We start from the raw sequence: 25,325 nt of genomic DNA, 5'->3' as shown, positions 1-25,325 counted from the left end.
CAACAAGATGAACCTCAGCAGCACCATCAAGTCCATTCAGGACATCATGCGTAAGGATGACGGCGTCGACGGCGACGCCCAGCGCCTTGGTCAGCTCACCTGGATGCTCTTCCTCAAAGTTTTTGATCAACGCGAGGAGGAATGGGAAGACGACAACCCGAAATATAAGTCTCCGTTGCCGCAGGCCATGCGCTGGCGCAACTGGGCGGCTTACGTGGCTGGCTCTGATGGCAAGAAGAAGCCGCAGATCGCCGGTAGCGCCATTGTTAGCTTCGTCAACAACGAGCTGTTCCCAACCCTCAAGGAACTGGACGCCAACGCCAGTCCGCAGCACAAAGTGATCCGCGGCGTCTTTGAGGACGCCAACAACTACATGAAGTCGGGCACCCAGCTGCTGTCGGTGATCGAGAAGCTGGAAGAAGCCATCAACTTCCACGACTTCAAGACCCGCGCCAGCTTGGGGGACGTGTACGAGCAACTGCTGAACGATCTTCGTGGCGCTGGCAATGCAGGCGAGTTCTACACCCCGCGTGCCATCACCCAATTTATGGCCGACCGGCTGAATCCGAGTCTCGCCAAGCGTGATACCGTCATGGACCCAGCCTGCGGTACCGGCGGCTTCCTGACCGCTGCCATCGATCACCTGCGTAATCAGCTGACCGCTAAGTCCAGCGCCGCCGACAAGGCCGCCATCGAAGGCCTGATTCGCGGCATCGAGAAGAAGCAGCTGCCGCACCTGCTGTGCACCACCAACATGCTGCTGCACGGCATCGACGTGCCCAGTCAGATAGAGCACCGCAACACCCTGGGCGTGGGCTGGAATGAGTGGAATGCCAACGACAAGGTGGACTGCATCATCACCAACCCGCCTTTCGGCGGCTACGAGGACGACGGCGTTGGCGGCGACTACCCGGCCGACCTGCGCACGCGCGAGACCGCCGACATGTTTATGGCGCTGATCGTCAAGAAGCTGCTGAAGGAGAGCGGGCGCGCCGCCGTCGTGCTGCCCGACGGCTTCCTGTTCGGCGACGGCATCAAGGCCACTTTGAAGAAGCTGCTGCTGCGCGACTGCAAGCTCCACACTATCGTGCGTCTGCCTAAGGGCGTGTTCGCCCCGTACACCACCATCAAGACCAACCTGCTCTTCTTCACTAGGGGTGCCACGGTGGACGATGGCACAGAGCACTTCCATACCGACACCATCTGGTACTACGAGCACCCGTATCCGCCGGGCTACAAGAGCTACAGCAAGACCAAGCCCATCCGCTTCGATGAGTTCAAACCCGAGCAAGACTGGTGGGGCAGCGAGGCCAACGACTTCGCCGACCGGTTGGAGAATGAGTTCGCATGGCAAGTGGACTTCAAAGGCAAGCGTGAGCGGGCTCAAAACCTTGCAAAGCCGCACTGGGGCCGTGCCGAACAGCTGGGCAACGAGGCCAGCATGTTGGACAATCGAATCCGCGACCTGCGTGACTCCATTAAGGGAGTGGGTGACGCCAAGCAACGCCAGCCTGTGGATGCCGAGATCGACACGTTGCGAGCCCGAGCCGAAATCTTGCGCCTACAGGCGCGCGACGCCCAAGCAGCTGGCGACCGGCTCTACTGGCCAATCTACAACTTGGACGTGAAGAACCCCAACGCGCCGGAGGAAGAGAGCCACGATCCCGATGTGTTGCTGGACAAGTACAAAGCGCTGCTGGGCCAGATCGAAGAGACCGAGAACCGCTTGAAGAGCGAGCTTGGTGCGGCGCTTGCGCATCTCTTCGCAGGCCACGACGAATGATGGACGCGCAGCAGTTTCTGGCGGAGTTTGGGCACATTGCCAATGCGCCTCACGGCGTTTCTCGTTTGCGGGAGTTGGTGCTACAGCTGGCCATCTCGGGCGGGCTTGCCGCGCGAGATGAGACCGACACTGCGCCGGAGGATACTCTTGCTGAGGTGGCCGAGGATCGCGCTATCTATGAAGCGGAGTTTGAGCTGAGGGCAACTCGACATCATCCCCCGCTCAGTACGTCACCCTTTGCAATCCCGGCTCACTGGAGGTGGGTCCGGCTTGAACAATTGGTGCTTTACATCCAACGCGGCAAGGGGCCCAAGTATGCTGCGAATGGCAAGGTTTCTGTGGTGTCGCAGAAGTGCATCCAATGGTCGGGCTTCGATATGGCGCCAGCGAGATATATCGATGACGACTCGGTCGAGGCCTACGGTAAAGAGCGGTTCCTTCGCAACGGCGACTTGCTTTGGAACTCGACGGGTACGGGAACAGCTGGACGAGTGGCGATTGTGCAGGGCGTCGCGCAGAGCCAGGCAGTTGCTGACTCCCATGTCACCGTCGTGCGCCTTGGTAGGAACCTCCCCCGGTACGTGTGGTGCGTGATTGCGTCACCCTGGGTGCAGGTTCGGATCCACCCCATGCACCCCAACTCGCTCGTTTCCGGAACAACCCAGCAGGTTGAACTCGCTACGAGTACTGCCCGTGCGCTTGCCATCCCCTGTCCGCCAGTTGAAGAGCAGCTCCGCATCGTCGCCAGAGTCGATGAGCTGATGGCTTTGTGCGATCAGCTTGAGCTGCAACAGCAAGACCGCCGCAAGCTGCAGAACGCCGTGCGGCAGTCCACCCTTCAAGCACTCGTTAGCGCCCACAGCCCACATGAGTTGCGGGCGAGCTGGCAGCGCCTGCAAGAAAACTTCGGCTGGCTATTTAGCGAGCCGGCGGACGTGGATGACGTCATTGCCGAGCTAAAGAACTTGGCTGTGCGTGGTGTGCTAGTTGAGACCAGCCGCGCTGCACCCGATCTGGCGCGCATAACGGCGGATTGTTCGGCACTTCGTTCGGGTTACATCGCCAGTGGCATGATGCGAAGGCAAAAGCTCGTGGGCATTGCAGAGAGCGACGTGACCTACCCAGAGCATTGGGTAGTCGCGGCTTTCGATGAGGTCGCGGTGGTTATTGGCGGCGTTACAAAAGGGCGAGACCTTCGTGGCAAGCGAGTGGTGGTGTGCTCCTACTTAGCGGTTGCCAATGTTCAGCGCGGGTACTTGAAGCTGGAGGGACTCAAGTCAATCGAGATTGCAGAAGACGAACTGCGGAAGTATCTCGTCCATGAGGGCGATCTTTTGATCACCGAGGGCGGGGACTGGGACAAGGTTGGCCGAACAGCCATCTGGCGGGGTGGCGTTGAGCAATGTCTCCATCAGAACCACGTCTTCAAGGCGCGCGTTCCCAGCGAACTGCTACTCAAAGAGTGGGTGGAGCTGGTCTTCAACTCAGGCATCGGCAGGGACTACTTTGCAGGGGCCTCGAAGCAGACGACCAACCTCGCGTCCATCAACATGACCCAACTTCGCAGTTTCCCTCTACCTATCCCCCCGGGGGAAGAGCAGCGACGCATTCTGGATGTGCTGGTGGTGCTTACCGATCTCTGCGAGGAATGGAAGGGCCAGTTGAAGCGCGAACGCGACTTGGCCTCGCTGTTCGCTGTAGCTTCCTTGTCAGCGCTCACCGGCATCAACATCGAGCAAGACGAGGACACCGCTGTGAAAGCACCGCAAACTGAACTCATCGCCCCACTACGCCTGGGAACATTGCCAGATGTCAAGGACCAGGCGCCCCTGGCCACCTTGCTTGCCCGCCACCAGGGCGAAATGTCAGCCCGTGACCTGTGGCAACGCTTCGGCGGCGAGATCGACGCCTTCTATGCGCAGCTCAAGACAGAGGTGGTGCACGGCTGGATCACCGAGCCTGCGGTGGCCGAGGTACGTGCGAAGCCGGCTGAGAGAGCGGAGGCCTGAGCATGCAGCTGCGGCACCTGGCGATCCCCAACTTCCGCAACCTGCGTGGCCTGGTCATCGACTTCGCCACTCACCTCGAACCCCGGCCTGACGCTGAGAGCGCGGTGGTTCCCAAGGTCATCCGCAGCCACGCGCTGATCGGTCAGAACGGGATGGGAAAATCCAACCTGATCGAGGCGCTGATCACGATTTTCCGCGACGTGGATCTGAACCGAGGAGCAGCGTTCGACTACACGCTGGAATACCAGATTCGCGGGCACTTAGTGCGCATACAGGCCGACCTAGCCAAGCAGAGTCCGCCATTTGTTTGGGTCGATGGCGATCGGGTTACCCAAGAGTACCTGAACACGAACGACCCACCCGGAAAGACGCCGCCCGACGCGCGACGCGGCCCGCGCCTGCTGCCCTCGCACGTGTTCGCCTACTACTCGGGCCGAAACGAGCGCATAGAGTTGCTGTTCCAGGACCACCAGAAGCGCTTCAATCGGCTGCAAGACATCACCACTGACGAAGTCTTGTCAGAACAATTGCTGACAAACTTCAAGGGCACCGAGGCCGACGTCCGCGCCATCGAAGAAGCCAAACAGCGACGCAAGACGCGGATGAAACAGGCTGGCGATGACCGATTGCGCCGCCTGTTCTATTGCCGGGGCGGGCACAGCCAGCTGGTTTTACTGGCCTGTTTGCTATCGGACGACCCGGTTTTCCAGAAGGTGCTGAAGAACCTGCACATCGAGTCGCTGGAGTCCGCCCTTTTTGTGTTGAAGGAGCCGTACCGTCTGCGCGAGAAGCGCCGTGGTGGCCGCTTCGACGAAAACGAGCTGAACGAGGGCGACCCGCGCTTCTGGTACGCGCGGGGCAATGTAGTGAGCGAATTCCTCGATAAGCTGTGGCAGGTGGCCTGGGCACCTATCGAACAAGAGGCAACTCAGCAGATCGACTTCCGCGGCCGGACGGAGAAGCAAAAACAGCTCTATCTGTACGTGCCCAGTCACGCCAAGTTGCGACAGTTGGGTGAGCTAGTGGGCGGCACTGACAGCTTCTTCCGCTATGCCGAAGGTGCTTACGTTGGCGACCTGATCGAGGAAGTGCGTATCACGGTCAGAAAACGCGACGAGCACGGCGGTGCAGTGAACTTCACGCAACTATCCGAAGGCGAGCTGCAGATGTTGACCGTGCTGGGACTGATGCGGATCACCCACCAAGACCATTGCCTGTTTCTGCTCGACGAGCCGGATACACATCTGAACCCAATCTGGAAGCTGCGTTACTTCGATGACATCGAGCGGGTATTAAATCGAAATGCGGGCGGCTCGTTGCTAGATGATATCCGACCAAACTTTCCTGAAGACGAGGGGCAGTCGCAGGTGTTGATCACCACTCACGATCCGATGATGGTCGGTAGCCTGAAGCGCGAACAAGTGCATATTCTGCGTCGGCAGGATCAAAAGACGTTGGTCGAAATCCCTGACGAGCACCCGCAAGGCATGGGCGTTACTGGACTGTTGAAGAGCGAGCTGTTTGGTCTAACGTCCACCCTGGACGTCGAGACAGAGCGGCGCCTATTCCGTCGCAATGAGTTGTACGTCAAGCAGCCACGCACAGCGGAGGAGGATGCGGAACTGACTCGCTTGTCAACTGAGCTGGCGGATCTTGGCTTCTCCATTGGTGATTTCCGTGATCCGGACTACGCGCTGTTTGTCCGCAAGATGGCGGAACACCGGAAGTTTCGAAAGCCGACTCTCAGCCCAGAAGAGCAGGCCGAGCAGAACAGGGTGGCGGACGAGATCATCAACGAGATCCTTCGCGAGGAGGGCGACGAGTGATCTTCATCGACTTGGAACACAAGCGGCCAACAGATAATGACATTCCCGGCTGGGTGCCATGGACGCAGGCACAGTGGGATGCGTGGCAGGCCAAGTCGACGCAGTTGGTCACTGACTTGGCTGCATTGCAAGAGGCGGGAGAGCTAGACGAGCGTAATGCCTTAATTGATGCCAATAGCGCGCATTGGGGGGCGCTCAAGGATTGGTTGCTGGCGCTTTCAGGTGGAAAATGTTGGTTCTCCGAGGTTCGTGATCTCTACTCGCATTACGACGTCGAGCATTTCCGTCCGAAGAAAAAGGCCAAGGCCTTGGATGGTGCTGAGCGCGATGGATACTGGTGGTTGGCGTTCGACTACATGAACTTTCGAGCTTGCGGGAACGTCGGTAATCGCAAGAAGGGTGGATGGTTCCCACTACAGCAAGGCTCGCTTTGCTCGACCTTTGATGCGCGTTGCGAGGAGTCTGAGGCGGTCTACCTGCTTGATCCGATTGATGACGATGATGTCTCGCTTATCGCGTTTGATGAAGAGGGTAAGGTCATTCCTATGCCGGGTAGTTCACTGTGGGAGCAGGAGCGGGTCAAGGAAACGGTGGCGCGGCTTAAGCTCAATGAGCATGTCGCGTTGGCTGAGGCGCGTCGAAGTATTTGGCAAAGGGTCGATGCTTTGATCAGCGACTTTCAGGCTGCGAAAAACAAATGCTCCGCTGGGAAAAATCCAGCTGCAAAAGCAAAGCTGCAGGAGGTGCGTACAAGGGTGCGCGAACTCACCAATCGGTCGGCGGAGCTTTCGTCGGTGGCGCGCTGGTGTGTGCTAATTCGTAACGATCCTTTGCTATCGAAGCTGGTGGCTTGAGCAGAATGGATTCTATCTGCCGTGCTATTTCGTTTAGGGAGCATATGGTGGCCGCATCAAATGTGGCGCGTCCCTCGTCTTTGAGAGTGCTTGACTGGCGTCATTGCTGGTAGCACGATTACCCAACGGAGCCTCGAAACTCCGCAGACAGCGGTACCCACCTCCGACAAACCGGTGGGTTTTTTGTGCCTGCAAACTTTGTGGGTGCAACCGACGCTATGCCTGCGTCGGGAGGGCGGCTAATACAACACCCGCGAGGGGAATATGCCCGCCGGCTGTCTGCGGTTTCGAGCCTCCCGACTTCCCGTCCGTCGCCTTGCGGCGGGCGGGCTGATTCCATGGAATGAGGAGCAGGCCATGTCGGACGTTGTACGAGATGCGCAGTCACACCCGGGCTACTACCTGCCAGAAGGCGCGCAATACCGCCTGCAGCAACTACGCGACCACATGCGGTTTTTGGCGCGCTTGGCGCAGCCACGCACGCAGGCCGAAGAGCAGACGCGGCAGCCTGCCATTCGCATGGATGAGCTGGCGTTGTGCTTGGAATTGCTGGCCGAGCAGGTAACGCAGGCACTGGCGCAGGTGCAGTGGCCCGCGCGCCTGGAGTCCGACGCATCTGACAACGATCAAAATGACGCCGGGGAGGCCGCATGAGCCGGCCAGTGATGGCGTCGCCCCGCACACGCCGGCGGGCAGGGGATGACATGCAGCGTGATGCGTTTGCCTTCGGCATTACCGTTGAGCAGGTAGATACGCTGGATCAGTTGTTGCTGACCATCGCCGCCCATGGCGATGTGATCGCTACCGGCAACGCTGATCGGCTGGACCGCGGCACCTTGCCCGTGCTGGGCAGCGCCATCTTCGATGCGGCCGGCGCCATGCGCACCATCCTGGATCAGTTGGCGCTTCAGCGCCTTTGATGATGGTCGGTGTGGCCGGGCGCTGCGGCTTTGTCGCGGCATGGCACGTACGCAGTGATGGTCCACTGGTTGCTTGCTGTCCAGACGTCCTGCCAAACCCGATCTGTCCATTGCCACCAATCTGCCGTTGGCTGGGCATTCTGCGGACAGGTGCCGTTACCGGCGTCGCCGTCAGATCGGTCCTCGCGGATGTACCTGCAGTGTGTTGTTATCCTGGAAAGGTGATCAGTATTCCGCCAGTGAGCCGGTATACCAGTATGCTTTGCCGTTGATCGTGCGTTTGTCGAACTTGAGCGTGCCTCGCTTGCCCTTGATTTCAAGCGTGAACGACGGCGGCAAGTCGGTGCGTCCGGGGTTGGTGAAAACGATGCGCATGTGGTTCGTAGTTGGCTTGAAGTACCACTGCGTGCTTTCCGATGGAAGCCCGCGTGATGCAATGTCCGGCCAGGTCATGACCAGGCCGCCTATGCCATCAGGGTCGCCTCCGCTATAGACCAGAAAGCTGTAGCCGGCGGTATCTGTTTCAAACGACAGGACATCGCCGGTGGCGCCAGCGGACGTACTTGTCAGCAGGGCGATCAACAAGATCAGACTGGTCCATAGACTGCGCATGTGTGTTTTCATCGTTCGTCCTTGTGATGGATCCTGTAGCGTTTGCCGAGCCGCTAAGGGTAGGCGTAGGGGCCCACTATCCAGGAGGCGCTGCCTGGAATGACGCGCTTGCCAACGGTCAAGCGGCCACTTCTACCTTCTATCTCCACAGTAAAAGAAGGAGGATATTTAGGATCGCCTGGATTGACGAATTTGGCACCTGCGCGGGTGTGTTCCTTATCCATGTGGTACTTCACGCCGGTGAAAGGCAGGTCCCTGTGCGCATAGCCGGGCCAGCGGATCATGGCGCCGGCGATGCCGTCGTTTTCTTTGCTTCCACCACCGACATACAGTTCGACTTCGTATGTGTTGTCAGCGCTTCGAAAGGTGACGACCGTACTGGTGGCAAGTGCAGGAACGCTGGCAAACGAAAGCGCCAGGAGCAGCATCAGCAGCACAGTCGCCTTGGGTATGATTCGATTTCGCATGCGACATCCTTCCTTGGTATGAAGCTTGATCTTATCTGGTCGGCATTCTGGAACCGGTACAGGCGCACAGCATCAGCTGTGTAATCGCAGCCGACTACGCCGCATGATGCAGCCGATCACACCGGCGCAGACTTCAAAATCCCCGACAAACTCTCCCGCAAAATCAACTGCAAATGCATGCGGTTGAGCTCCATGCCGCTGGTCATCACGTTGTGCAGGCCGCCGCACATGGCGGCCACGGCGAAGACGCGGGCCTGGAATTCCTGCTCGCTGCTGGCCGGGTCGGCGTGGCCGCGGAGCAGGCGCTTGAGCAGGGCGCTGAGGTGTTCGATCAGCGATGCGCTCTGGCGGCGCATGAAGGCGGCCAGCACCGGGTCGCGCAGGGTGGCCAGGTGCAGTTCCAGGTCGATGCGGGTGCGCTTGATGTTGATTTCCTGCAGCAGCCATTCTTCGAGCAGGCCGGCGATGAAATCCACCACGTGCACGTTGGCCGGGCGTTCCACCAGCCACATCTGGCGGATGGCGCGCATGTAGTTGCGCTCCAGCAAGGCGCGCACCAGCGCGTCCTTGTCTTCGAATCGCTGCAGCAGGCAGCCGCAGCTGACCTTGGCGCGCTCGGCAATCAGTTCGAAGCTGGTGGCGCTCAGGCCGGCGGCGTCGATGCATTGCTCGGCGGCATCCAGCACCTCTTCCAGCAGCAGTTCTTCGCGCTCTTTCGCCGTGCGCAACAGCAGAACGTTGGACATGGGCAGCAGGGTGGCGGGGGGCTGCAGTATACCGGCGCGGCGTTATCGCCCCGTTGTGCCTGCTTGCTGGTGTGCTGTGTTGCGCGCGTTGCTGAAACGCCTGCAGGCAATGCGTGATCGACCACGTTTTCACGGGCGCTGTGCGACACGTGGGGCTGATTTGTGCAGGAGATGGATGTGAGTGAGAAAAGTGCGGTGGCTGGCGTGTCGACCCAGTGGCCCGAGCGGTTGTGGGTGGTGCGGCATGGGCAGAGTTCGGGCAATGTGGCGCGCGATGTGGCAGAGGCGCATGGCCATGCATTGATCGATCTGGAACATCGCGATGCGGATGTGCCGCTGTCGGCGTTGGGCGAGCGGCAGGCGCATGCGTTGGGCACGTGGATGTCGGGTCTGCCGCAGCGCGAGCGGCCCACGGTGGTGCTGTGTTCGCCCTATGTGCGTGCGCGCCAGACCGCCACAGCGGTGGTGCGCGCGCTGGGCCACGGCGACGATATGCTCAGCATCGACGAGCGCCTGCGCGAGAAGGAGTTTGGCGTGCTCGACCGTTACACCACGGCCGGCATCCTCGCGACGTTTCCGGAGCTGGCCGAGCAACGCAAGTTGGTGGGCAAGTTCTACTTCCGCCCGCCCGGTGGCGAGAGCTGGTGCGATGTGATCTTCCGGCTGCGCGCGGTGGTTGGCGATCTGCAGCGAAATCATGTGGGTGCGCGCGTGTTGATCGTGGGGCATCAGGTGATCGTCAATTGTTTCCGTTATCTTGCCGAACGCATGGACGAGGCCACGATTCTAGGCATCGACCGCGAAGGCGAGGTGCCCAACTGCGGTGTTACCGAATACGTGGCCGGGCGCGACGGGCAGGCGTTGCAACTGGTGCGGACCAACTTCGTCTCGCCCGAGCTTGCCGATGAGCCAGTGACCACCGAATCCGACCGCCCGGCCGGAGCACGCTGATGGCCACCGCACGCGTCCGCACGCTCAGCGCTGCCACATTGCGCGCGCTGCCACTGCCATCGCCCGGTGGCGACAAGGAGCAGCGTGGGCGGGTGTTGATCGTGGGTGGGTCGATGCGTGTGCCGGGTGCGGCGCTGCTGGCCGGCGAGGCGGCGCTGCGCGCAGGTGCGGGCAAGTTGCAGATTGCCACCGCTGCTAGCGTGGCGCCCGGCATGGCGTTGGCGGTGCCGGAGGCCCTGGTGCTGGGATTGGCGCAGAACGGACAGGGCGAAATTACGCGTGGGCATCGTGCACTGGATGCGGCACTGGAGGCCTGCGATGCGGCGGTGATCGGGCCAGGGATGGCGTCATCGGCGACCACCGCTGCATTGGTGAAACGCGCGGCTGAAAAAGCGGTTTGCACGTTGGTGCTGGATGCGGGAGCGTTGTCGCGCGGTTTGCGTGCGCCGGTTGGGCGGCCGTTTGTATTGACGCCGCATGCGGGCGAGATGGCGGCATTGGCTGGAGACGACAAGGCGGCGATAGAAGCGGCGCCGGGCGCGTACGCGCTGACCTATGCGAAGAAACTGCGCAGTGTGGTGATTGTCAAAGGCGCGGACAGTTTTATTGCCGGGCCGGAGGGTGCGTTGTGGGTTCATCGCGGTGGTGCGTCCGGGTTGGGAACGTCCGGATCGGGCGATGTGTTGGCGGGATTGATTGCCGGGTTTGCCGCGCGTGGCTGCGATGCGTTGACGGCTGCGTTATGGGGTGTGTTTGTGCATGCGGCGGCGGGGAAGCTGCTGTCGAAACGGATTGGGACGGTGGGGTTTCTGGCGCGTGAGCTTGGGGTGGAAGTGCCGGGGATTTTGGATCGGTTGGCGCGGGCTGCGCGGTAGTCGGCTCGCGGACGATTTGAGTTGTTGTCCTGTTGAGCGAGAGGGCCTGGCTTGCGTGCCACTGGCGCGCGTGTCTGGGAGCAACGCGCGGGCGGTGGTGACTACGGGTGTTGGGGATGTGTTGTCCTGGTCGGCATCTCTGTTGCTGCGTTGGTTTACGGGCTGGCCACCAGTCCGTGCAGGCGTACCCTCATCCGGCCCTTCGGGCCACCTTCTCCCGAGGGGAGAAGGGAGCGTCCGATGGTAGAAGGATGCATGGTTGCGCTCGTTTGTTGCGCGATGTTGCGGCGCGTTGGTCGGTTAGGCTTGCTCACCAACCTGGGAGGGTGCACGGTGAAGCGAACGATTGCGTGGTCGATGGTGGGGGTTTTGGGGGTTTGGGGCGCTGCGACTGAGATGGTGTTGGCATCTGCATCTGCATTAACAGCAACAACAGCAACAACAACTGCAGCAACGCCGATTCCGATGCCGACATCGACGGCATCATCTGTCTCTACACCTGCATCGAAAGTAGCGGATGCCGCAGTTGCGGATGCTGCTACTCAGCCAGCAGCACCCGCCGGCGCGCTACGCGTCTACACCTCTGCCCAAGGCGCAACGCAGCAGATGCGTGTCAGCACCGTCGAGGCACTCGAGACCGGGCATGCGTTGACGGAGAAAGAGAACAGCATCTTCGTCAATCCGCAACATCGCTTTCAGGAAGTGCTGGGCATCGGCGGGGCGATCACCGATTCCAGTGCGGAGACCTTCGCCAGGCTACCCAAGCGTGCGCAGCGCGAACTACTCACTGCCTACTACGATCCGCAAAAAGGCATCGGCTACACGCTGGCCCGCACCACCATCCATAGCTCCGATTTCAGCAGCGCCAGCTACACCTACATCAAGGAGGGCGATGCGGCGCTGAAGAGCTTCTCGGTCAAGCGCGATCAGCGCTATCGCATCCCGATGCTGCGCCAGGCCATCGCAGCGGCCGGCGGCAAGTTGACGACATTTGCCAGCCCCTGGAGTGCGCCGGCCTTCATGAAAGACAGCAACACCATGCTCAAGGGCGGGAAGTTGTTGCCCGCGTATGCGCAGGCCTGGGCCACGTACTACACGCGCTTCATTGCGGCCTACGAAAAAGCCGGCATCCCGATCTGGGGCATCAGTGTGCAGAACGAGCCGATGGCGGTGCAGACCTGGGAGTCGATGCAGTTTTCTGCGGAAGAAGAACGCGATTTCCTCAAGAACCATCTCGGGCCCAGCATGGCCAAGGCCGGCTACGGCGATCGCAAGATCATCGTGTGGGACCACAACCGCGACATGATGGTGCACCGCGCGCACGTGATCTTCGACGACCCGGAAGCGGCCAAGTACGCGTGGGGCATGGGCTTCCACTGGTACGAGACCTGGGCCGGGTTTGCGCCAATGGTGGAGAACGTGGCGGCGGTGGCGCAGGCGTACCCGGACAAGCATCTGTTGCTGACCGAAGCGGCAGTGGAAAAGTTCGATCCCGCCAGGTTGCAGTACTGGCCCAATGGCGAGCGCTATGGCAGCGCCATCATCAACGACCTCAATCATGGGGCGGTGGGGTGGACGGACTGGAATATTCTGCTCGACCAAAACGGCGGCCCCAACCATGTGGGCAATTACTGCTTCGCGCCGGTGCATGCCGATACGCGCACCGGCGAGGTGATCTACACACCGAGCTACTGGTACATCGGTCACTTTTCCAAATTCATCCGGCCGGGTGCGCAGCGGGTGAGTGCGGCCAGTAGCCGTAGCAATCTGATGACCACTGCATTTGCGAACCGCGATGGCTCACTGGCGACGGTGGTGATGAATGCCAGCGATGTGGCGATCCGCTATAACCTGTATGTGGGCGAGGCGTCGCGCGCGTTGGAGATCCCGGCGCATGCGATCCAGACGGTGGTGATGACGCGGTAAGGGTGGATGGTGGTCGCAGTGTTGGTGGGAGATTGCGTACCCTCATCCGCCCTTCGGGCACCTTCTCCCGGTGGGAGAAGGGGAGCTTTTGTGTCGTGGAAGCCGGCGGTGATTCATCGGTCGATCCACGTTGCACATCCGCCTTCTGGACACATCACCAATTGATGTAGCCGCTAACAACAGAACGCCACTAGACAGGTCGTGCCGATCGCTGCGCGCGCAGCGATCGGCAAGGCTCTGGTGGCGCTACGGCGGAAGCTCGCTTTGTGTTGGCTCAGGACAGCTTGTTGGCTCAGGACAGCAGCAATCCGCCGGTGGCACCGAATACTTCGCCCGTCACATAGCTGGATTCCTGCGAAGCCAGGATCACATACAGCGGCGCCATCTCCACCGGCTGGCCGGCACGCTTGAGCGGGGTTTCCGAGCCAAAATCGGGAATCTTCTCCGGCGGTTGGCCACCGCTGGGTTGCAGCGGGGTCCACACCGGTCCGGGTGCGACCGCGTTGACGCGGATACCCTTTTCGGCGACCTGCTGGGCCAGACCCTTGGTGAAGTTGACGATGGCGGCCTTGGTGGAGGCGTAGTCGATCAGGGTTGCCGAGGGCTGGTAGGACTGGATCGAGCCGGTGTTGATGATGGATGCGCCCGGCGGCAGATGCGGAATGGCCGCCTTGCATAGCCAGAACATCGCATACACGTTGGTCTTGTAGGTGGCGTCGAACTGCTCGGTGGTGATGTCGGCAATGTCTTTCACCGCGGTCTGCTTACCGGCGATGTTGACCATCAGATCCAGCCCGCCCAGTTCCTTGACTGCGCGTGCGACCAGTTCATTGCAGAACGCTTCGTCCTTGAGATCGCCCGGGATGCTGATGGCGGTGCGGCCTTCGGCCTGGATCAATTTGACGACTTCCGCCGCGTCCTGTTCCTCTTCCGGCAGGTAATTCAGCACGATGTCGGCGCCTTCGCGTGCGTAGGCAATCGCGGTGGCGCGGCCGATGCCGGAGTCTGCGCCGGTGATCAGCGCCTTGCGGCCCTTCAGGCGGCCGAACCCCTGGTAGCTCTGCTCGCCGTGGTCGGCCTTGGGCTGCAATGCATGGATGCTGCCTGGCGCTTCCTGGGTTTGCTCGGGGAACTTGGGCTGCGGAAATTGGGTGAGCGGGTTCTGCATTTCGTACTGGTTCTTGGTGCTGGACATGCACTGGCTCCTGCATTGGGGGATGGCAGGGCCGCAGCATGCTGCGGCCCGATGCAGAGCAGTCTGGAAACCACCGCGATGCGTGCGGGTGAAAGAATGTTGTGCATGATGTGAACGCGTCACGCAGATCGCATGCGAGCGAGGCTGCGGCGCCGTGCACGCACGCACGTTACGACCGGAGAACAGCAATGCAGTGTGTGGGGATCGATGGCGCCGGCAGCGGTTGGTTGGCGGTGTGGGAGGCAGACGATGGGCTGCAATTTGCCTGTTACCCGACAGTTGGCGCCTTGGCGAGCGCACTGCGCCACATCGATGTGCTCGGCGTGGATATTCCGATTGGCTTGAGCGAGCACGCGCCCCGCGCTGCGGATGGGCAGGCGCGGCGCTTTGTGGGCGGCAGACGCGCATGCAGCATCTTTTCCGCGCCGCTGCGCGGGATGTTGCATGCAAGCACGCAGGTGGAAGCCTCTGCGTTGCATCGGGTGCTGGATCACGACGGGCAGCGTGGCTTTGGCGTGCAGTCGTTTGCGCTGCTGTCGAAGATTCGTGACTGGGACGACGCCTTGCGCGCCGATCCGGTATGGGCGGAGCGCGTATTCGAGGTGCACCCGGAAGTGTCGTTCGCCGTGCTCGCTGGCGGGAAGGGCCTGACGGCGGGAAAGAAGAGCAGTGCGGGCCACCAACAGCGAGCCGCCTTGCTGGGCCAATGCTACGGCGCCAGACAGGTCGCCGCATTGCTGGAGCGCGTGCCGCGTGCGCTGGCCAAGCCGGACGATGTGCTGGATGCCTTGGTGGCCTGCTGGAGTGCGCAGCGCATTGCCGCAGGCACCGCCGGCAGCTTGCCGGCGGTGGTGGAGCGGGATGCCTGCGGGTTGCGCATGGGCATCCACTACTGACTCAGTGCGTCTGGGTGGACATCGAATACGGCCGCTGCGCGGGGTCGGTGGCCCATTGCTGATTCGGCGCGGCCTGCATGCGGAAGCGCAACTCGCCTCCGGCCTGAATCTGCTCGTGGGTGAGGTAGGCGCGGGTCAGTGGTTGGCCGTTGAGGGTGGCGCTGCCGATATAGGCGCGCGCTTTGCTCAATCCCTCGGCGATCACGCTGAAACGCTTGCCGTTGGGCAGGTTGAGCGTGACGCGCGGCAGGAACGGGCGGCCGATGATGTACTGGTTGCTGCCCGGTGCGACGGGATAAAAGCCCAGCGTGGTGAACACGTACCACGCCGACATCTGGCCGAGGTCGTCGTTGCCGGCCAGGCCTTCCGGGCCAGCGTGGTACTGCGTGTCCATGATCTGGGTCAGGCGCGCTTGCGTGCGCCACGGTTGACCAGCGTAGGCGTACAGATAGGCAACATGGTGGCTAGGTTCGTTGCCGTGCGCGTACCAGCCGATCAGGCCGGTGATGTCTTCCATATGCTCGAACACCTTGGGGTCGACTTTGGCATCGAACACCGCATCCAGACGTGCCAGCAGTTTGTCGTCGCCGCCATGTGCGGCCGCCAGTCCGGCGACATCCTGCGGCACGTACCAGGAGTATTGCCAGGCATTGCCTTCGGTGTAGTCGCTGCCATAGCCGCTGGCGGATGGATCGAACGGCTCGCGAAAATTTCCAGCACGCGTGCGCGCGCGCATGTAGCCAGTAGCGGGATCGAAGGCGTGTTTCCAGTTGCTGGCGCGCTTGCTGAATTCTGCGGCGATGGCTGGCTTGCCTAGCTTGTCGGCCATGCGCGCGATGGTCCAGTCGTCGAAGGCATATTCCAGCGTCTTGGAGGCGGCTTCGCCTTCTTCGTCGATGGGCACATAGCCCAGCTCGCGGTACTGCGCGATACCGTCGTAGGGGCCGTAGTTGGCGCTGGCGACCATGGCCTCCAACGCTTCGTTGGCATCGAAGCCGCCGATGCCTTTCATGTAGGCATCGGCGATCACCGGTACCGCGTGGTAGCCGATCATGCACCAGGTTTCCAGGCCGTGGAACGCCCAGACGGGGAGGATGCCGTAGGCGCTTTCGCGGCGCGAGGCGAGCAGTGAATTGACCACATCGCTGCTGCGTTGCGGCGGTTGCACCAGGGTGAGCAGCGGATGCAGGGCGCGGTAGGTGTCCCACAGCGAGAAAGTGGAGTAGTTGCTCCAGCCCTTGGCCTGATGCACGGCATTGTCCGGCCCGCGGTACTGGCCATCGCTGTCCATGAAGAGTGTGGGACCGAGCAGGGTGTGATACAGCGCGGTGTAGAGCTGGGTGCGTTGTTGCGGCGTGCCTTGCGCATCGATCGCCGACAGCGCCTGCGTCCATTGCGCACGCGCATCGGCGCGTACGCGGTCGAAATCGAAACCGGGCACCTCCGCATCGAGATTGGCGATGGCGCCGGCCTCGCTAACCGGCGACAGCGCGACCTTGACCACCAGCGGGGTGCCGTCGTTGGCGACATCGAACACGCCGACCAGTTGCCTGCTTTCGATCTGCGCTCGTTGCGCAGGATTCTTGTCGCCTGGCGGCGGGAAGCCCTTGTACGGGATGTCCTGCTCGGTGTCGTGCAGTTGGGTAGCGGTGAGTGGGCGCGAAAAACGCATGGCGAAATACAGCTGGCGGCCCGGTGCCCAGCCGCGCGTTTGGCGAAAGCCGGTGACGGTGCCATCGCCGCGCACGCGTAGCCGCGACCACTGCACCTTGCCGGGGTAGTCGTACAGGCTGGTGCGCAGGTCCACCAGCACGTGTGCCGGCTTGTCTTTGGGGAAGGTGTAGCGATGCACGCCCACGCGCGCACTGGCGGTGAGCTCGGCGCGGATGTTGCGGTCTTTCAGCGTCACGGCGTAATAGCCGGGCTGGGCTTGCTCGCTGGCGTGGTCGAACTGCGCGGTGTAGCCGCTGCCTGGCTTGGCGATATCGCCGCGTTCAAGTTTGACTTCGCCGGTTTGTGGCATCAGCAAGATATCGCCCAGGTCCGAATGCCCGGAGCCGGAAAAGTGCGTATGCGAGAAACCGACAATCGTGCTGTCGTCATGCCGGTAACCGGCGGCCCAGCCATAAGCTTCCTTGCGCGGTTTGATCTGCGTGTCCGGACTCAGTTGCACCATGCCGAACGGCACCGTGGCGCCAGGATAGGTGTGGCCTTCGCCACCGGTGCCGATGAAGGGATCCACCGCCTGGAAGCCGGCGTCTGCAACGCGTGGCGCAGCGACGCCGGCAGACGTGGCGAGGGCGGCAAACAGCGCCAGCCAGCGCAGAGGAGACAAGGCGATCGACCGATGCTGCATGCGGAGAGGTTCCAGGCGGATGCAGCGCCGGACCGTAGCACAGCTGTCGGGCCTGATCGGTGGCATCGTGCGCCTGCATCGTTGAGCTCGCTGGTTTGTACGCAACGCGTTTGCCGAATAAAAACTCAAAGCCGTGCTGCTGAAATCGCGCAGACCGCCCGCATATCAGGCAGATGGATCTGTTCGACGCTCCTTCCATGCCCTTGCAGGTGCTGCACGATGCCGAAGGCGGCGTGCGCTATTGGCCGCAGCTGCTGACGCCTTTGCTGGCGCAGGAATGCTTCGCCGCATTGCGTGAGGCAACCGACTGGCGCAGCCAACACCGCGAGATGTACGACCGCATCGTCGCGGTGCCGCGCATGCTTGCCTCGTATCGGTTGGATGCACCGCTGCCGCCCGGGTTGCCATTGCACGCACTGCTCGCGGCAGTGCAGGCCGTGCTGCCCGCGCCGTACAACGCCGTGGGGCTGAATCTGTATCGCGATGGCCGCGACAGTGTGGCAATGCATCACGACAAACTACAGACGCTGCTGGCGCCGCACCCGATTGCATTGATCTCGTTGGGCGCGCCGCGCCGGATGCAGTTGCGGGTAAAAGACGGCAGCACGCGTGCGATGGGTGTGGACCTGGCGTCCGGGAGCCTGCTGGCAATGAGCCATGCCTCGCAAGTCACCCACGAACACGGCATTCCCAAGACGGCCCGTGCGGTGGGCGAGCGCATCAGTGTGGTGTTTCGTGTGCGCCCGGCCGAGCGCATGGCTGCCGGGCAGCACGGCCCACATTGGGAGCCGGCGCAGACATAGTGCGCACGGTTGCGGTTGATTGCTGCGTTGAGTTCGGTAGCGCGCCACTGGCCCGGTTCCTCCGCAAACGCTGCACATGTCCTTACACGGCAGCAGCTTTTGTTCGCGTGCGCGTGTGCTGCGTGTCATCGCCGGTCTTGCGCATTCGGGTGATTGCCATCGCCCTCACGGCTGGCCATGCTTGCATGCAATCCCCCTCAGCGTCGCCATCCCATGTCCCTGGCCGATACCCGCCACCATCAGATGTTTCCCGAGCTGGACTCGGGCCAATTGGCGATCACGCGGCGTTTTGCCAGCGGGCCGGCGCAGCGTTTCGATGCGGGCGAGACCGTGTTCGAGGTCGGCGATGCGCATGCGCCGGTGTGGGTGGTGCTGCAAGGCGCCATCGAGGTGGTGCGCCGCGACGGGTTGGGCAACGAAGAGCCCATCACCTTGCATACGCCCGGCCAGTTCACCGGTGAGGTGAGCCAACTGGCCGGGCGCGCGTCGCTGGCCGGCGGACGCGCCGGGCCGGAAGGTTGCCTGGCATTGCCCTTCGACACCGCACATTTGCGCGCCTTATTGATCAGCTCGGCGGAAGTGGGCGAGGTGGTGATGCGCGCGTTGATCCTGCGCCGCGTGGGTTTGATCGAAGGCGATGCCTCGGGGTCGGTGTTGATCGGCGAACCGGACGACCCGCATCTGACCCGTTTGCAGGGCTTTTTGACCCGCAATGGCTACCCGAACACGGTAATGGATGTCTCCGATGAGGAAGGCCGCGCGTTGGTCGAGCGGTTGGGCATCCAGGAGCACGACTTGCCGGTGATGGTGTGCCCCAGCGGGCGCGTGTTGCGCCAGCCCAGCGATACCGAAGCCGCGCATTGCCTGGGCATGACGCCGGAGATCGACCCGGACAAGCGCTACGACGTGGCGATTGTCGGCGCCGGGCCGGCCGGTCTGGCCACCGCGGTGTATGCGGCCTCCGAAGGCTTGTCGGTGATGGTGCTGGACCAGCGCGCCATCGGCGGGCAGGCCGGTGCATCGGCACGCATCGAAAATTATCTGGGTTTTCCGACCGGGATTTCCGGCCAGGCCCTGGCCGGGCGCGCCTATAACCAGGCGCTGAAATTCGGCGCCGAACTGGCGATTCCGATCGAGGCCGGCACGCTGGAATGCGGGCGCGAAGACGGTGCACTGAAGCTGGATCTTGCCGATGGCAAGCAGCTGCTGGCCAGTACCGTGGTGATCGCCTCAGGTGCGCGTTACCGGCGCCCGGAGATCGAAGGGCTGGACCGTTTCGAAGGCCACGGGGTGTCGTACTGGGCCTCGCCGGTGGAAGCGCGGCTGTGCGAGGGCGGGGTGGTAGCGCTGGTGGGCGGTGGCAATTCGGCCGGCCAGGCGGTGGCGTTTCTGGCACCGCGGGTGAAGCAATTGCACCTGATCATTCGAGGCGAAGGCCTGGAATCGTCGATGTCGCAATACCTGATCGAACGCATCGCGGCGTTGCCGAATGTGCAACTGCATACCGGCACCGAAGTGTCCGCACTGGAAGGCGACCCGGAGCGCGGTCTGCAGGCGGCGGTGTTGCGCACGCGCGCGGACGGGCAGACCACGCATGTGGAGCTGCGGCATCTGTTTCTGTTTGTCGGTGCCGACCCCAACACCGGTTGGTTGCAGCAGTGCGTGGAGACCGATGCGCGCGGATTCGTCATCACCGGCACCACGCGCGGCGATGGTGTGCCGGCGTGCCTGCCGCTGGAAACCAATCGCCCGGGCGTGTTCGCCATCGGCGATGTGCGCGCCGGCTCGGTCAAGCGCGTGGCGGCCGCAGTGGGCGAGGGCGCTGCAGTGGTGGCGCAGATTCACCAGTACCTTGCGCACCAGGCCAACCCGGTGCCCGAGTCCGAACTTGCCACTGCCGCCCAGGAGTCCGCCACATCATGAGTGATCACTGCACGCATACCGGGCAGATTGCCGAGGTCACGCCGAGCGCGCGTGGCTGCGAAGACTGCCTGGCGATCGACAGCACCTGGGTGCATCTGCGCCTGTGCCGCAGTTGCGGCCATGTGGGCTGCTGCGATGATTCGCCGCACAAACACGCCACTGCGCATTACCACGCCACACACCACCCCATCATCGAAGGCTACGACCCGCCCGAAGGTTGGGGCTGGTGCTATGTGGACGAGGTGGAAGTGGCGTTGCCGGATCAGACGCCGCAGCTGGGGCCGATTCCGCGGTATGTGTGATGGCGGCGCGGGGGTGTTTCGCGGGGGGCGATGGGATCTAGCGCGCCGCCGGGATTCGGGAATTGGGATTGGGGATTCGTAAGAGCTTGGCTGCCGCGTTTTGATTGCCGTCTTGATTTTTTGCTGGCACGTTGGCTTGACCCGCTAATTCAATGCATCCCGGCGTCTGTGCGCAGTTACTCCGGCCAATGCACCTGCGGCAACACACCGATCTGCGGGCGGGCGAACAGATAGCCTTGTTGCAGGTGGATGCCCATATCGCGCAGGGTGCGGTATTCGTCGGGGTGTTCGATGCCTTCGGCAATCACGGCGATGCCGAGTTCTTCGCACATGCGGGTAGTGTGGCGCACGATTGACTGGCGGCTGCGGTCGGCGTCGATGCCGCGTACCAGCGCGATGTCCAGCTTGAGCAGGTCGGGCTGGAAGTCGGCGAGCAGGCCGAGCCCGGAATAACCGGCGCCGAAGTCGTCGATGGCGGTCTTCAGGCCGCGCGCTTGATAGGTGCGCATGATGTCGAGCAGATGCGCCGGCTCGGCCAGGTGCTCCTGTTCGCTGACTTCGAAAATGATGGCGTCCAGCGGCCAGCCGTATTGCTCGGTGGCCGAGAGCGTGGCGCGCAGGCAGTGCTCGGGGTTGTAGACCGCATTGGGCATGAAGTTGATCGACAGCAAGGCCGGCAGCGCGATCTGCGCGGCGCATTCGATCGCCTTGATGCGGCAGGCCTGATCGAAGGCGTAGCGGTTGCGCTCATCCACTGCGGCCAGGATGCTGCCGGCCGATTCGCCGTGGACGCCGCGCACCAGCGCTTCGCCGGCATAGACCGTGCGGGTGGACACATCGACGATGGGCTGGAACGCCATGGTGATGGCGGTGGGGAAGTCCTGGCCATCGCGGCAGGCATTGCAAACGGGAAGGGGCGGCATGGCTGAGCAATCGTGCGGCGTGGGGAAACTCTAGCGTTATCGACTGCAACAGCGTGTCATTGAGCCTGCACACATCATCGCGGCGTCCTCACCCTGCGTCTGGGCACGCTCGGCGATAATGCGCCATCGCTCGCATCGGACGCCCCATGACCGCTCTCACCGAACGTTACGCCCTGGCTGTGGATTACGCGCGCATCGCCCATGCCGGGCAGCTGCGCAAGGGCACGCAAATTCCGTATCTGAGCCATTTGCTGGGCGTGTCCACGCTGGTGCTGGAATGCGGCGGCGATGAGGAGCAGGCCATTGCCGGGCTGTTGCACGATGTGGTGGAAGACTGCGGCGGCGGCCATGAGGCCTCGATCCGCGCGCAGTTCGGCGATACCGTGGCCGACATCGTGATGGCGTGTACCGACGCCACTGCCGAAGACAAGGCCGAAGTGGACAACACCGAGCGCGCACGCAAACGCGACTGGCGCGAGCGCAAGTTGGCCTACCTGGATCACTTGCGCAAGACGCCGGAGCGCGCGCTATTGGTATCGGGCTGCGACAAGCTCTATAACGCGCGCACCATCGTGCAGGACCTGGAAAACCCCGCCGTGGGCCAGGACATCTTCAACGTGTTCACTGCCGGGCGTGAGGGCACGCTGTGGTACTACGGCGAGCTGGAAGCCATCTTCCGCACGCGCGATGCCGCCACTGCGCGGTTGTTCAGTGGCGTGGTGACGCGCATGCAGGCATTGGCCGATACCGGCGAGCAGCCGGTGCCGGCGCATGCGTTGGGGTGATCGCGTTGGTTCGCGGCTGATCTGCGAGTTTGCTGCAGGGCCCTTGCCCGCCCACCATCGCGGGACACGCCGCAAGTACGTCCATGTAGGCTCTTACGCGGCATCCATGCCGCGTAAGGTCCCGCGACGGTGGGCGGGCAAGGACCAGTCGAGATGGTCGGTGTGTATGGTTAAAAGCAATGCATGGCGTGCTTCTGACTCGATAGCTCACCTGTAGTTCTGCTACCCGCACCAGCAAGCCGCAATTCGCGAGACCACCAGCTTTTTACTCAACTACCGACCAACTTTCTGGTGCGGTGTCCTCGCCGATTGCGGGACCGTGTGGCGGCATGGATGCCGCCACCGAGCCTCCACGGACGGATTCACGGCGTGTCCCGCGAGCGGCGAGGGCACCGCGCACTCGACCGACAAGGCTGTTGACTGTTGACCTAAAGCACTCGACTGCACCTAAACGATGCGACGACGACATCGGCTGCATGCGCGCCGCGCTAGGCTAGTGCGTTGTCGAACGTCGGTCTGGTGGTCATGTCCAACGCAATCTCGTCGTCCTCTGGCCTGGTGCGTGTGCGCGGTGCGCGCGAGCACAACCTCAAGAACGTGGACGTGGACATCCCGCGCGATGCGCTGGTGGTGTTCACCGGGGTGTCCGGCTCGGGCAAGTCGTCGCTGGCGTTCGGCACCATTTTTGCCGAGGCGCAACGCCGCTATCTGGATTCCATTTCGCCATATGCGCGGCGTCTGATCGACCAGGTCGGTGTGCCGGAAGTGGATTCCATCGAAGGCCTGCCGCCGGCAGTGGCCTTGCAGCAGGCGCGCGGCGCACCGAGTGCGCGCTCGTCGGTGGGCAGCGTCACCACCATCTCCAATTCCTTGCGCATGCTGTATTCGCGTGCAGGCACGTATCCGCCGGGACAGGAGATCATCTATGCGGACGGGTTTTCGCCCAATACCCCCGCCGGTGCATGCCCTACCTGTCACGGCCTGGGGCGCATCTACGACGCCACCGAAGCGACCATGGTACTGGATCGCACACTGAGCATCCGCGATCGCGCAGTGGCCGCCTGGCCCGGTGCCTGGCACGGGCAGAACCAGCGCGACATCCTCACCACGCTCGGCCACGACGTCGACGTGCCGTGGCACACGCTGCCGAAGAAAACCCGCGACTGGATTCTCTACACCGACGAGCAACCGGTGGTGCCGGTGTATGCCGGCTACAGCCTGGACGAGGTCAAGCGCGCGCTGCGCCGCAAGGAAGAACCCAGTTACATGGGCACCTTCACCAGTGCGCGGCGTTATGTGCTGCACACCTTTGCCACCACCCAAAGCGCGCAGATGAAAAAGCGCGTGGCGCAGTATCTGATCAGCACGCAGTGCCCGCAGTGCGATGGCAAGCGGCTACGGCGCGAGGCGTTGTCGGTGACCTTTGCCGGGCTGGATATCGGCGAGCTGTCGCGCAGGCCACTGGATGAAGTGGCCGAGTTGTTGCGCCCGGCTGCCGAGGGCGATGCTGGCAAGCGCAAGCGAAGTAACACGCGCACGCAGGCCGACACGCATCCCGAGCAAGCGATCGCTGCGCAACGCATCGCTGCCGATCTACGCGCGCGGATCGCCGTGGTGCAGGCACTGGGCCTGGGCTATCTCAGCCTGGAGCGCAGCACGCCCACGCTATCGCCGGGCGAGCTGCAACGCCTGCGGCTCGCCACGCAGATCCGCTCGCAATTGTTCGGCGTGGTGTATGTGATGGACGAACCCTCGGCCGGCCTGCATCCGGCCGATGCGCAGGCATTGCTGGGCGCGTTGGATCAGCTCAAGGCCGCCGGCAATTCGGTGTTCGTGGTGGAACACGAGGTGGACGTGATCCGCCATGCGGACTGGATCGTGGATGTGGGCCCGGCTGCCGGCGGGCATGGCGGGCAGGTGCTCTACAGCGGCCCGCCTGCGGGATTGGAACAGGTGGACGCCTCGTCCACGCGGCGCTATCTGTTCGGCACGCCGCCGCAGGTGCACAGCCACGCGCGCGCAGCCACCGGATGGCTGCAGCTGCGCGGCGTCACCCGCAACAATGTGCGCGCGTTGGATGTGGACCTGCCGCTGGGCGTGTTCACCACCGTCACCGGTGTGTCCGGCTCGGGCAAGTCGTCGTTGGTGAGCCAGGCGCTGGTGGAATTGCTGGCCGCGCATCTTGGGCAAACGCAGGCAGAGGAAGACGAGGCGCTCGATCCACTGGAGCGTGGCACGCAGGTGCCGCTGGGTGGCGCAATCGTCGGTGGGCTCGATCAGGTGCGTCGTCTGGTGCGCGTGGACCAAAAACCGATCGGCCGCACACCGCGTTCGAATCTCGCAACTTACACCGGCCTGTTCGATCCGGTACGCAAGCTATTCGCCGCCACGCCGGCCGCGCGTCGCCGCCGTTACGACCCGGGGCAGTTTTCGTTCAATGTCGCCAAGGGCCGCTGCGCCACCTGCGAAGGCGAAGGCTCGGTGCACGTGGAATTGCTGTTCATGCCCAGCGTCTACGCACCGTGCCCCACCTGCCATGGCGCGCGCTACAACGCCAAGACCCTGGAGATCGAACTGCGTGGCCACAGCATCGCGCAGGTGTTGGAAATGACGGTGGACCAAGCCGCCACATTCTTTGCCGAAGACGCCAGCGTGCTGCGTCCGTTGCAGGTGTTGCGCGAAGTAGGGCTGGGCTATCTGCGGCTCGGCCAGCCGGCCACCGAACTCTCCGGTGGCGAGGCGCAGCGCATCAAGCTGGCCACCGAACTGCAACGCGCGCAGCGGCGCGACACCGTCTATGTGCTGGACGAGCCGACCACCGGCCTGCATCCGGCCGATGTGGACACCTTGATGCGCCAGCTGCAAGGCCTGGTGGCGGCGGGCAATACGGTGATCGTGGTCGAACACGATATGCGCGTGGCCGCCAGCAGCGACTGGGTGCTTGACATGGGGCCGGGCGCCGGTGGTGCGGGCGGCCATGTTGTGGTGGCGGGTACACCTGATGTGGTTGCACGGCATCGTGAGAGTCGGACCGCGCCGTTCCTGGCGCAAGTGTTGCGCGGGGAATAAAAGGATCTAACAAGCCCTCGAACGCTGTAGCGATGGCGGCAACATGTCGGCCATACGCGCCTTCGTCGACCACTGGAGTGATCTCTGGAAATTGCTCGCATCGA

21 protein-coding genes are annotated in these 25,325 nt (G+C 62.8%); 15 read left to right on the top strand and 6 right to left on the bottom strand.

The window, feature by feature from the left end:
* The first annotated feature begins 7 nt into the window (after positions 1 to 7).
* The 6 genes from AC1PLU_RS16680 (at position 8) to AC1PLU_RS16655 (ending at position 7,392) form a co-directional block, all read left to right on the top strand.
* On the top strand, positions 8 to 1,783 hold the full coding sequence (locus AC1PLU_RS16680) for a class I SAM-dependent DNA methyltransferase (protein WP_481106799.1): 1,776 nt from the start codon (positions 8 to 10) through the stop codon (positions 1,781 to 1,783).
* Positions 1,780 to 3,792, top strand: a complete 2,013-nt coding sequence (locus AC1PLU_RS16675) for a restriction endonuclease subunit S (RefSeq protein ID WP_481106798.1) — start codon at positions 1,780 to 1,782, stop codon at positions 3,790 to 3,792. The genes AC1PLU_RS16680 and AC1PLU_RS16675 overlap by 4 nt, the downstream gene beginning before the upstream one ends.
* 2 nt (positions 3,793 to 3,794) lie before the next feature.
* On the top strand, positions 3,795 to 5,618 hold the full coding sequence (locus AC1PLU_RS16670) for an AAA family ATPase (RefSeq protein ID WP_481106797.1): 1,824 nt from the start codon (positions 3,795 to 3,797) through the stop codon (positions 5,616 to 5,618).
* Positions 5,615 to 6,472, top strand: coding sequence for an HNH endonuclease family protein (locus tag AC1PLU_RS16665; RefSeq protein ID WP_481106796.1), 858 nt, complete (start codon positions 5,615 to 5,617; stop codon positions 6,470 to 6,472). Before AC1PLU_RS16670 ends, AC1PLU_RS16665 begins: the two co-directional genes overlap by 4 nt.
* A 357-nt stretch (positions 6,473 to 6,829) precedes the next feature.
* Positions 6,830 to 7,126, top strand: coding sequence for an XAC0095 family protein (locus AC1PLU_RS16660; protein WP_104541474.1), 297 nt, complete (start codon positions 6,830 to 6,832; stop codon positions 7,124 to 7,126).
* 50 nt (positions 7,127 to 7,176) lie between these two features.
* Positions 7,177 to 7,392 (top strand): hypothetical protein, encoded by a 216-nt coding sequence (locus AC1PLU_RS16655; RefSeq protein ID WP_258079286.1) that lies wholly within the window; start codon positions 7,177 to 7,179, stop codon positions 7,390 to 7,392.
* A 225-nt stretch (positions 7,393 to 7,617) separates the two neighbouring features.
* On the opposite strand, the gene AC1PLU_RS16650 is transcribed toward AC1PLU_RS16655, so the two are convergent.
* The 3 genes from AC1PLU_RS16650 to AC1PLU_RS16640 form a co-directional block, all read right to left on the bottom strand.
* Positions 7,618 to 8,016 carry a hypothetical protein gene (locus AC1PLU_RS16650; protein ID WP_481106795.1) on the bottom strand — a complete coding sequence of 133 codons (399 nt, stop codon included), beginning with the start codon at positions 8,014 to 8,016 and terminating at the stop codon, positions 7,618 to 7,620.
* 41 nt (positions 8,017 to 8,057) lie between these two features.
* A complete protein-coding gene (locus tag AC1PLU_RS16645) occupies positions 8,058 to 8,471 on the bottom strand; it encodes a hypothetical protein (RefSeq protein WP_481106794.1) in 414 nt (137 codons plus the stop codon).
* Between the two features lie 116 nt (positions 8,472 to 8,587).
* Positions 8,588 to 9,217, bottom strand: coding sequence for a TetR/AcrR family transcriptional regulator (locus AC1PLU_RS16640; RefSeq protein ID WP_481106793.1), 630 nt, complete (start codon positions 9,215 to 9,217; stop codon positions 8,588 to 8,590).
* 171 nt (positions 9,218 to 9,388) lie between these two features.
* Between AC1PLU_RS16640 and AC1PLU_RS16635 the strand changes: the two genes are divergently transcribed.
* The 3 genes from AC1PLU_RS16635 (at position 9,389) to AC1PLU_RS16625 (ending at position 12,969) form a co-directional block, all read left to right on the top strand.
* Positions 9,389 to 10,168 carry a histidine phosphatase family protein gene (locus tag AC1PLU_RS16635; RefSeq protein ID WP_481106792.1) on the top strand — a complete coding sequence of 260 codons (780 nt, stop codon included), beginning with the start codon at positions 9,389 to 9,391 and terminating at the stop codon, positions 10,166 to 10,168.
* Positions 10,168 to 11,043 (top strand): NAD(P)H-hydrate dehydratase, encoded by an 876-nt coding sequence (locus AC1PLU_RS16630; RefSeq protein ID WP_481106791.1) that lies wholly within the window; start codon positions 10,168 to 10,170, stop codon positions 11,041 to 11,043. The genes AC1PLU_RS16635 and AC1PLU_RS16630 overlap by 1 nt, the downstream gene beginning before the upstream one ends.
* A gap of 465 nt (positions 11,044 to 11,508) precedes the next feature.
* Positions 11,509 to 12,969 carry a glycoside hydrolase family 30 protein gene (locus AC1PLU_RS16625; RefSeq protein WP_481106790.1) on the top strand — a complete coding sequence of 487 codons (1,461 nt, stop codon included), beginning with the start codon at positions 11,509 to 11,511 and terminating at the stop codon, positions 12,967 to 12,969.
* Positions 12,970 to 13,261: 292 nt separating this feature from the next.
* On the opposite strand, the gene AC1PLU_RS16620 is transcribed toward AC1PLU_RS16625, so the two are convergent.
* Positions 13,262 to 14,164, bottom strand: a complete 903-nt coding sequence (locus AC1PLU_RS16620; RefSeq protein ID WP_481106789.1) for an SDR family oxidoreductase — start codon at positions 14,162 to 14,164, stop codon at positions 13,262 to 13,264.
* Positions 14,165 to 14,352: 188 nt separating this feature from the next.
* Here AC1PLU_RS16620 and AC1PLU_RS16615 point away from each other — a divergent pair, with 188 nt between their 5' ends.
* Positions 14,353 to 15,060, top strand: coding sequence for a DUF429 domain-containing protein (locus AC1PLU_RS16615; RefSeq protein WP_481106788.1), 708 nt, complete (start codon positions 14,353 to 14,355; stop codon positions 15,058 to 15,060).
* Between the two features lies 1 nt (position 15,061).
* Here AC1PLU_RS16615 and AC1PLU_RS16610 read toward each other — a convergent pair whose 3' ends face one another.
* Positions 15,062 to 17,416: a GH92 family glycosyl hydrolase gene (locus AC1PLU_RS16610; protein ID WP_481106787.1), complete on the bottom strand. Its 2,355-nt coding sequence runs from the start codon at positions 17,414 to 17,416 to the stop codon at positions 15,062 to 15,064.
* 173 nt (positions 17,417 to 17,589) lie between these two features.
* Here AC1PLU_RS16610 and AC1PLU_RS16605 point away from each other — a divergent pair, with 173 nt between their 5' ends.
* The 3 genes from AC1PLU_RS16605 (at position 17,590) to AC1PLU_RS16595 (ending at position 20,444) form a co-directional block, all read left to right on the top strand.
* A complete protein-coding gene (locus AC1PLU_RS16605) occupies positions 17,590 to 18,219 on the top strand; it encodes an alpha-ketoglutarate-dependent dioxygenase AlkB (RefSeq protein ID WP_481106786.1) in 630 nt (209 codons plus the stop codon).
* A 213-nt stretch (positions 18,220 to 18,432) separates the two neighbouring features.
* Positions 18,433 to 20,142 (top strand): FAD-dependent oxidoreductase, encoded by a 1,710-nt coding sequence (locus AC1PLU_RS16600; protein ID WP_481106785.1) that lies wholly within the window; start codon positions 18,433 to 18,435, stop codon positions 20,140 to 20,142.
* On the top strand, positions 20,139 to 20,444 hold the full coding sequence (locus tag AC1PLU_RS16595) for a UBP-type zinc finger domain-containing protein (protein WP_074056899.1): 306 nt from the start codon (positions 20,139 to 20,141) through the stop codon (positions 20,442 to 20,444). Before AC1PLU_RS16600 ends, AC1PLU_RS16595 begins: the two co-directional genes overlap by 4 nt.
* Before the next feature lie 176 nt (positions 20,445 to 20,620).
* On the opposite strand, the gene AC1PLU_RS16590 is transcribed toward AC1PLU_RS16595, so the two are convergent.
* Positions 20,621 to 21,367 (bottom strand): EAL domain-containing protein, encoded by a 747-nt coding sequence (locus AC1PLU_RS16590; RefSeq protein ID WP_481106784.1) that lies wholly within the window; start codon positions 21,365 to 21,367, stop codon positions 20,621 to 20,623.
* A gap of 146 nt (positions 21,368 to 21,513) precedes the next feature.
* On the opposite strand from AC1PLU_RS16590, the gene AC1PLU_RS16585 reads away from it, so the two are divergent.
* Positions 21,514 to 22,152, top strand: coding sequence for an HD domain-containing protein (locus AC1PLU_RS16585; RefSeq protein WP_104550522.1), 639 nt, complete (start codon positions 21,514 to 21,516; stop codon positions 22,150 to 22,152).
* A gap of 525 nt (positions 22,153 to 22,677) precedes the next feature.
* Entirely contained in the window at positions 22,678 to 25,221 is a 2,544-nt protein-coding gene (locus AC1PLU_RS16580) for an excinuclease ABC subunit UvrA (RefSeq protein ID WP_481106783.1), read from the top strand.
* The last annotated feature ends 104 nt before the right edge of the window (positions 25,222 to 25,325 follow it).

The organism is Xanthomonas sp. NCPPB 2933, from assembly GCF_056725225.1.
This window is presented reverse-complemented; position numbering and strand designations above follow the sequence as displayed.

What these genes read in the sequence shown, in the direction of transcription:
- AC1PLU_RS16580 (WP_481106783.1), top strand. Translation starts at nt 22,678, where the DNA reads ATGTCCAACGCAATCTCGTCGTCCTCTGGCCTGGTGCGTGTGCGCGGT.
- AC1PLU_RS16620 (WP_481106789.1), bottom strand. Translation starts at nt 14,164, where the DNA reads ATGTCCAGCACCAAGAACCAGTACGAAATGCAGAACCCGCTCACCCAA.
- AC1PLU_RS16645 (WP_481106794.1), bottom strand. Translation starts at nt 8,471, where the DNA reads ATGCGAAATCGAATCATACCCAAGGCGACTGTGCTGCTGATGCTGCTC.
- AC1PLU_RS16590 (WP_481106784.1), bottom strand. Translation starts at nt 21,367, where the DNA reads ATGCCGCCCCTTCCCGTTTGCAATGCCTGCCGCGATGGCCAGGACTTC.
- AC1PLU_RS16585 (WP_104550522.1), top strand. Translation starts at nt 21,514, where the DNA reads ATGACCGCTCTCACCGAACGTTACGCCCTGGCTGTGGATTACGCGCGC.
- AC1PLU_RS16635 (WP_481106792.1), top strand. Translation starts at nt 9,389, where the DNA reads ATGGATGTGAGTGAGAAAAGTGCGGTGGCTGGCGTGTCGACCCAGTGG.
- AC1PLU_RS16655 (WP_258079286.1), top strand. Translation starts at nt 7,177, where the DNA reads ATGCAGCGTGATGCGTTTGCCTTCGGCATTACCGTTGAGCAGGTAGAT.
- AC1PLU_RS16630 (WP_481106791.1), top strand. Translation starts at nt 10,168, where the DNA reads ATGGCCACCGCACGCGTCCGCACGCTCAGCGCTGCCACATTGCGCGCG.
- AC1PLU_RS16650 (WP_481106795.1), bottom strand. Translation starts at nt 8,016, where the DNA reads ATGAAAACACACATGCGCAGTCTATGGACCAGTCTGATCTTGTTGATC.
- AC1PLU_RS16610 (WP_481106787.1), bottom strand. Translation starts at nt 17,416, where the DNA reads ATGCAGCATCGGTCGATCGCCTTGTCTCCTCTGCGCTGGCTGGCGCTG.
- AC1PLU_RS16595 (WP_074056899.1), top strand. Translation starts at nt 20,139, where the DNA reads ATGAGTGATCACTGCACGCATACCGGGCAGATTGCCGAGGTCACGCCG.
- AC1PLU_RS16605 (WP_481106786.1), top strand. Translation starts at nt 17,590, where the DNA reads ATGGATCTGTTCGACGCTCCTTCCATGCCCTTGCAGGTGCTGCACGAT.
- AC1PLU_RS16660 (WP_104541474.1), top strand. Translation starts at nt 6,830, where the DNA reads ATGTCGGACGTTGTACGAGATGCGCAGTCACACCCGGGCTACTACCTG.
- AC1PLU_RS16675 (WP_481106798.1), top strand. Translation starts at nt 1,780, where the DNA reads ATGATGGACGCGCAGCAGTTTCTGGCGGAGTTTGGGCACATTGCCAAT.
- AC1PLU_RS16640 (WP_481106793.1), bottom strand. Translation starts at nt 9,217, where the DNA reads ATGTCCAACGTTCTGCTGTTGCGCACGGCGAAAGAGCGCGAAGAACTG.
- AC1PLU_RS16680 (WP_481106799.1), top strand. Translation starts at nt 8, where the DNA reads ATGAACCTCAGCAGCACCATCAAGTCCATTCAGGACATCATGCGTAAG.
- AC1PLU_RS16625 (WP_481106790.1), top strand. Translation starts at nt 11,509, where the DNA reads ATGCCGACATCGACGGCATCATCTGTCTCTACACCTGCATCGAAAGTA.
- AC1PLU_RS16600 (WP_481106785.1), top strand. Translation starts at nt 18,433, where the DNA reads ATGTCCCTGGCCGATACCCGCCACCATCAGATGTTTCCCGAGCTGGAC.
- AC1PLU_RS16670 (WP_481106797.1), top strand. Translation starts at nt 3,795, where the DNA reads ATGCAGCTGCGGCACCTGGCGATCCCCAACTTCCGCAACCTGCGTGGC.
- AC1PLU_RS16615 (WP_481106788.1), top strand. Translation starts at nt 14,353, where the DNA reads ATGCAGTGTGTGGGGATCGATGGCGCCGGCAGCGGTTGGTTGGCGGTG.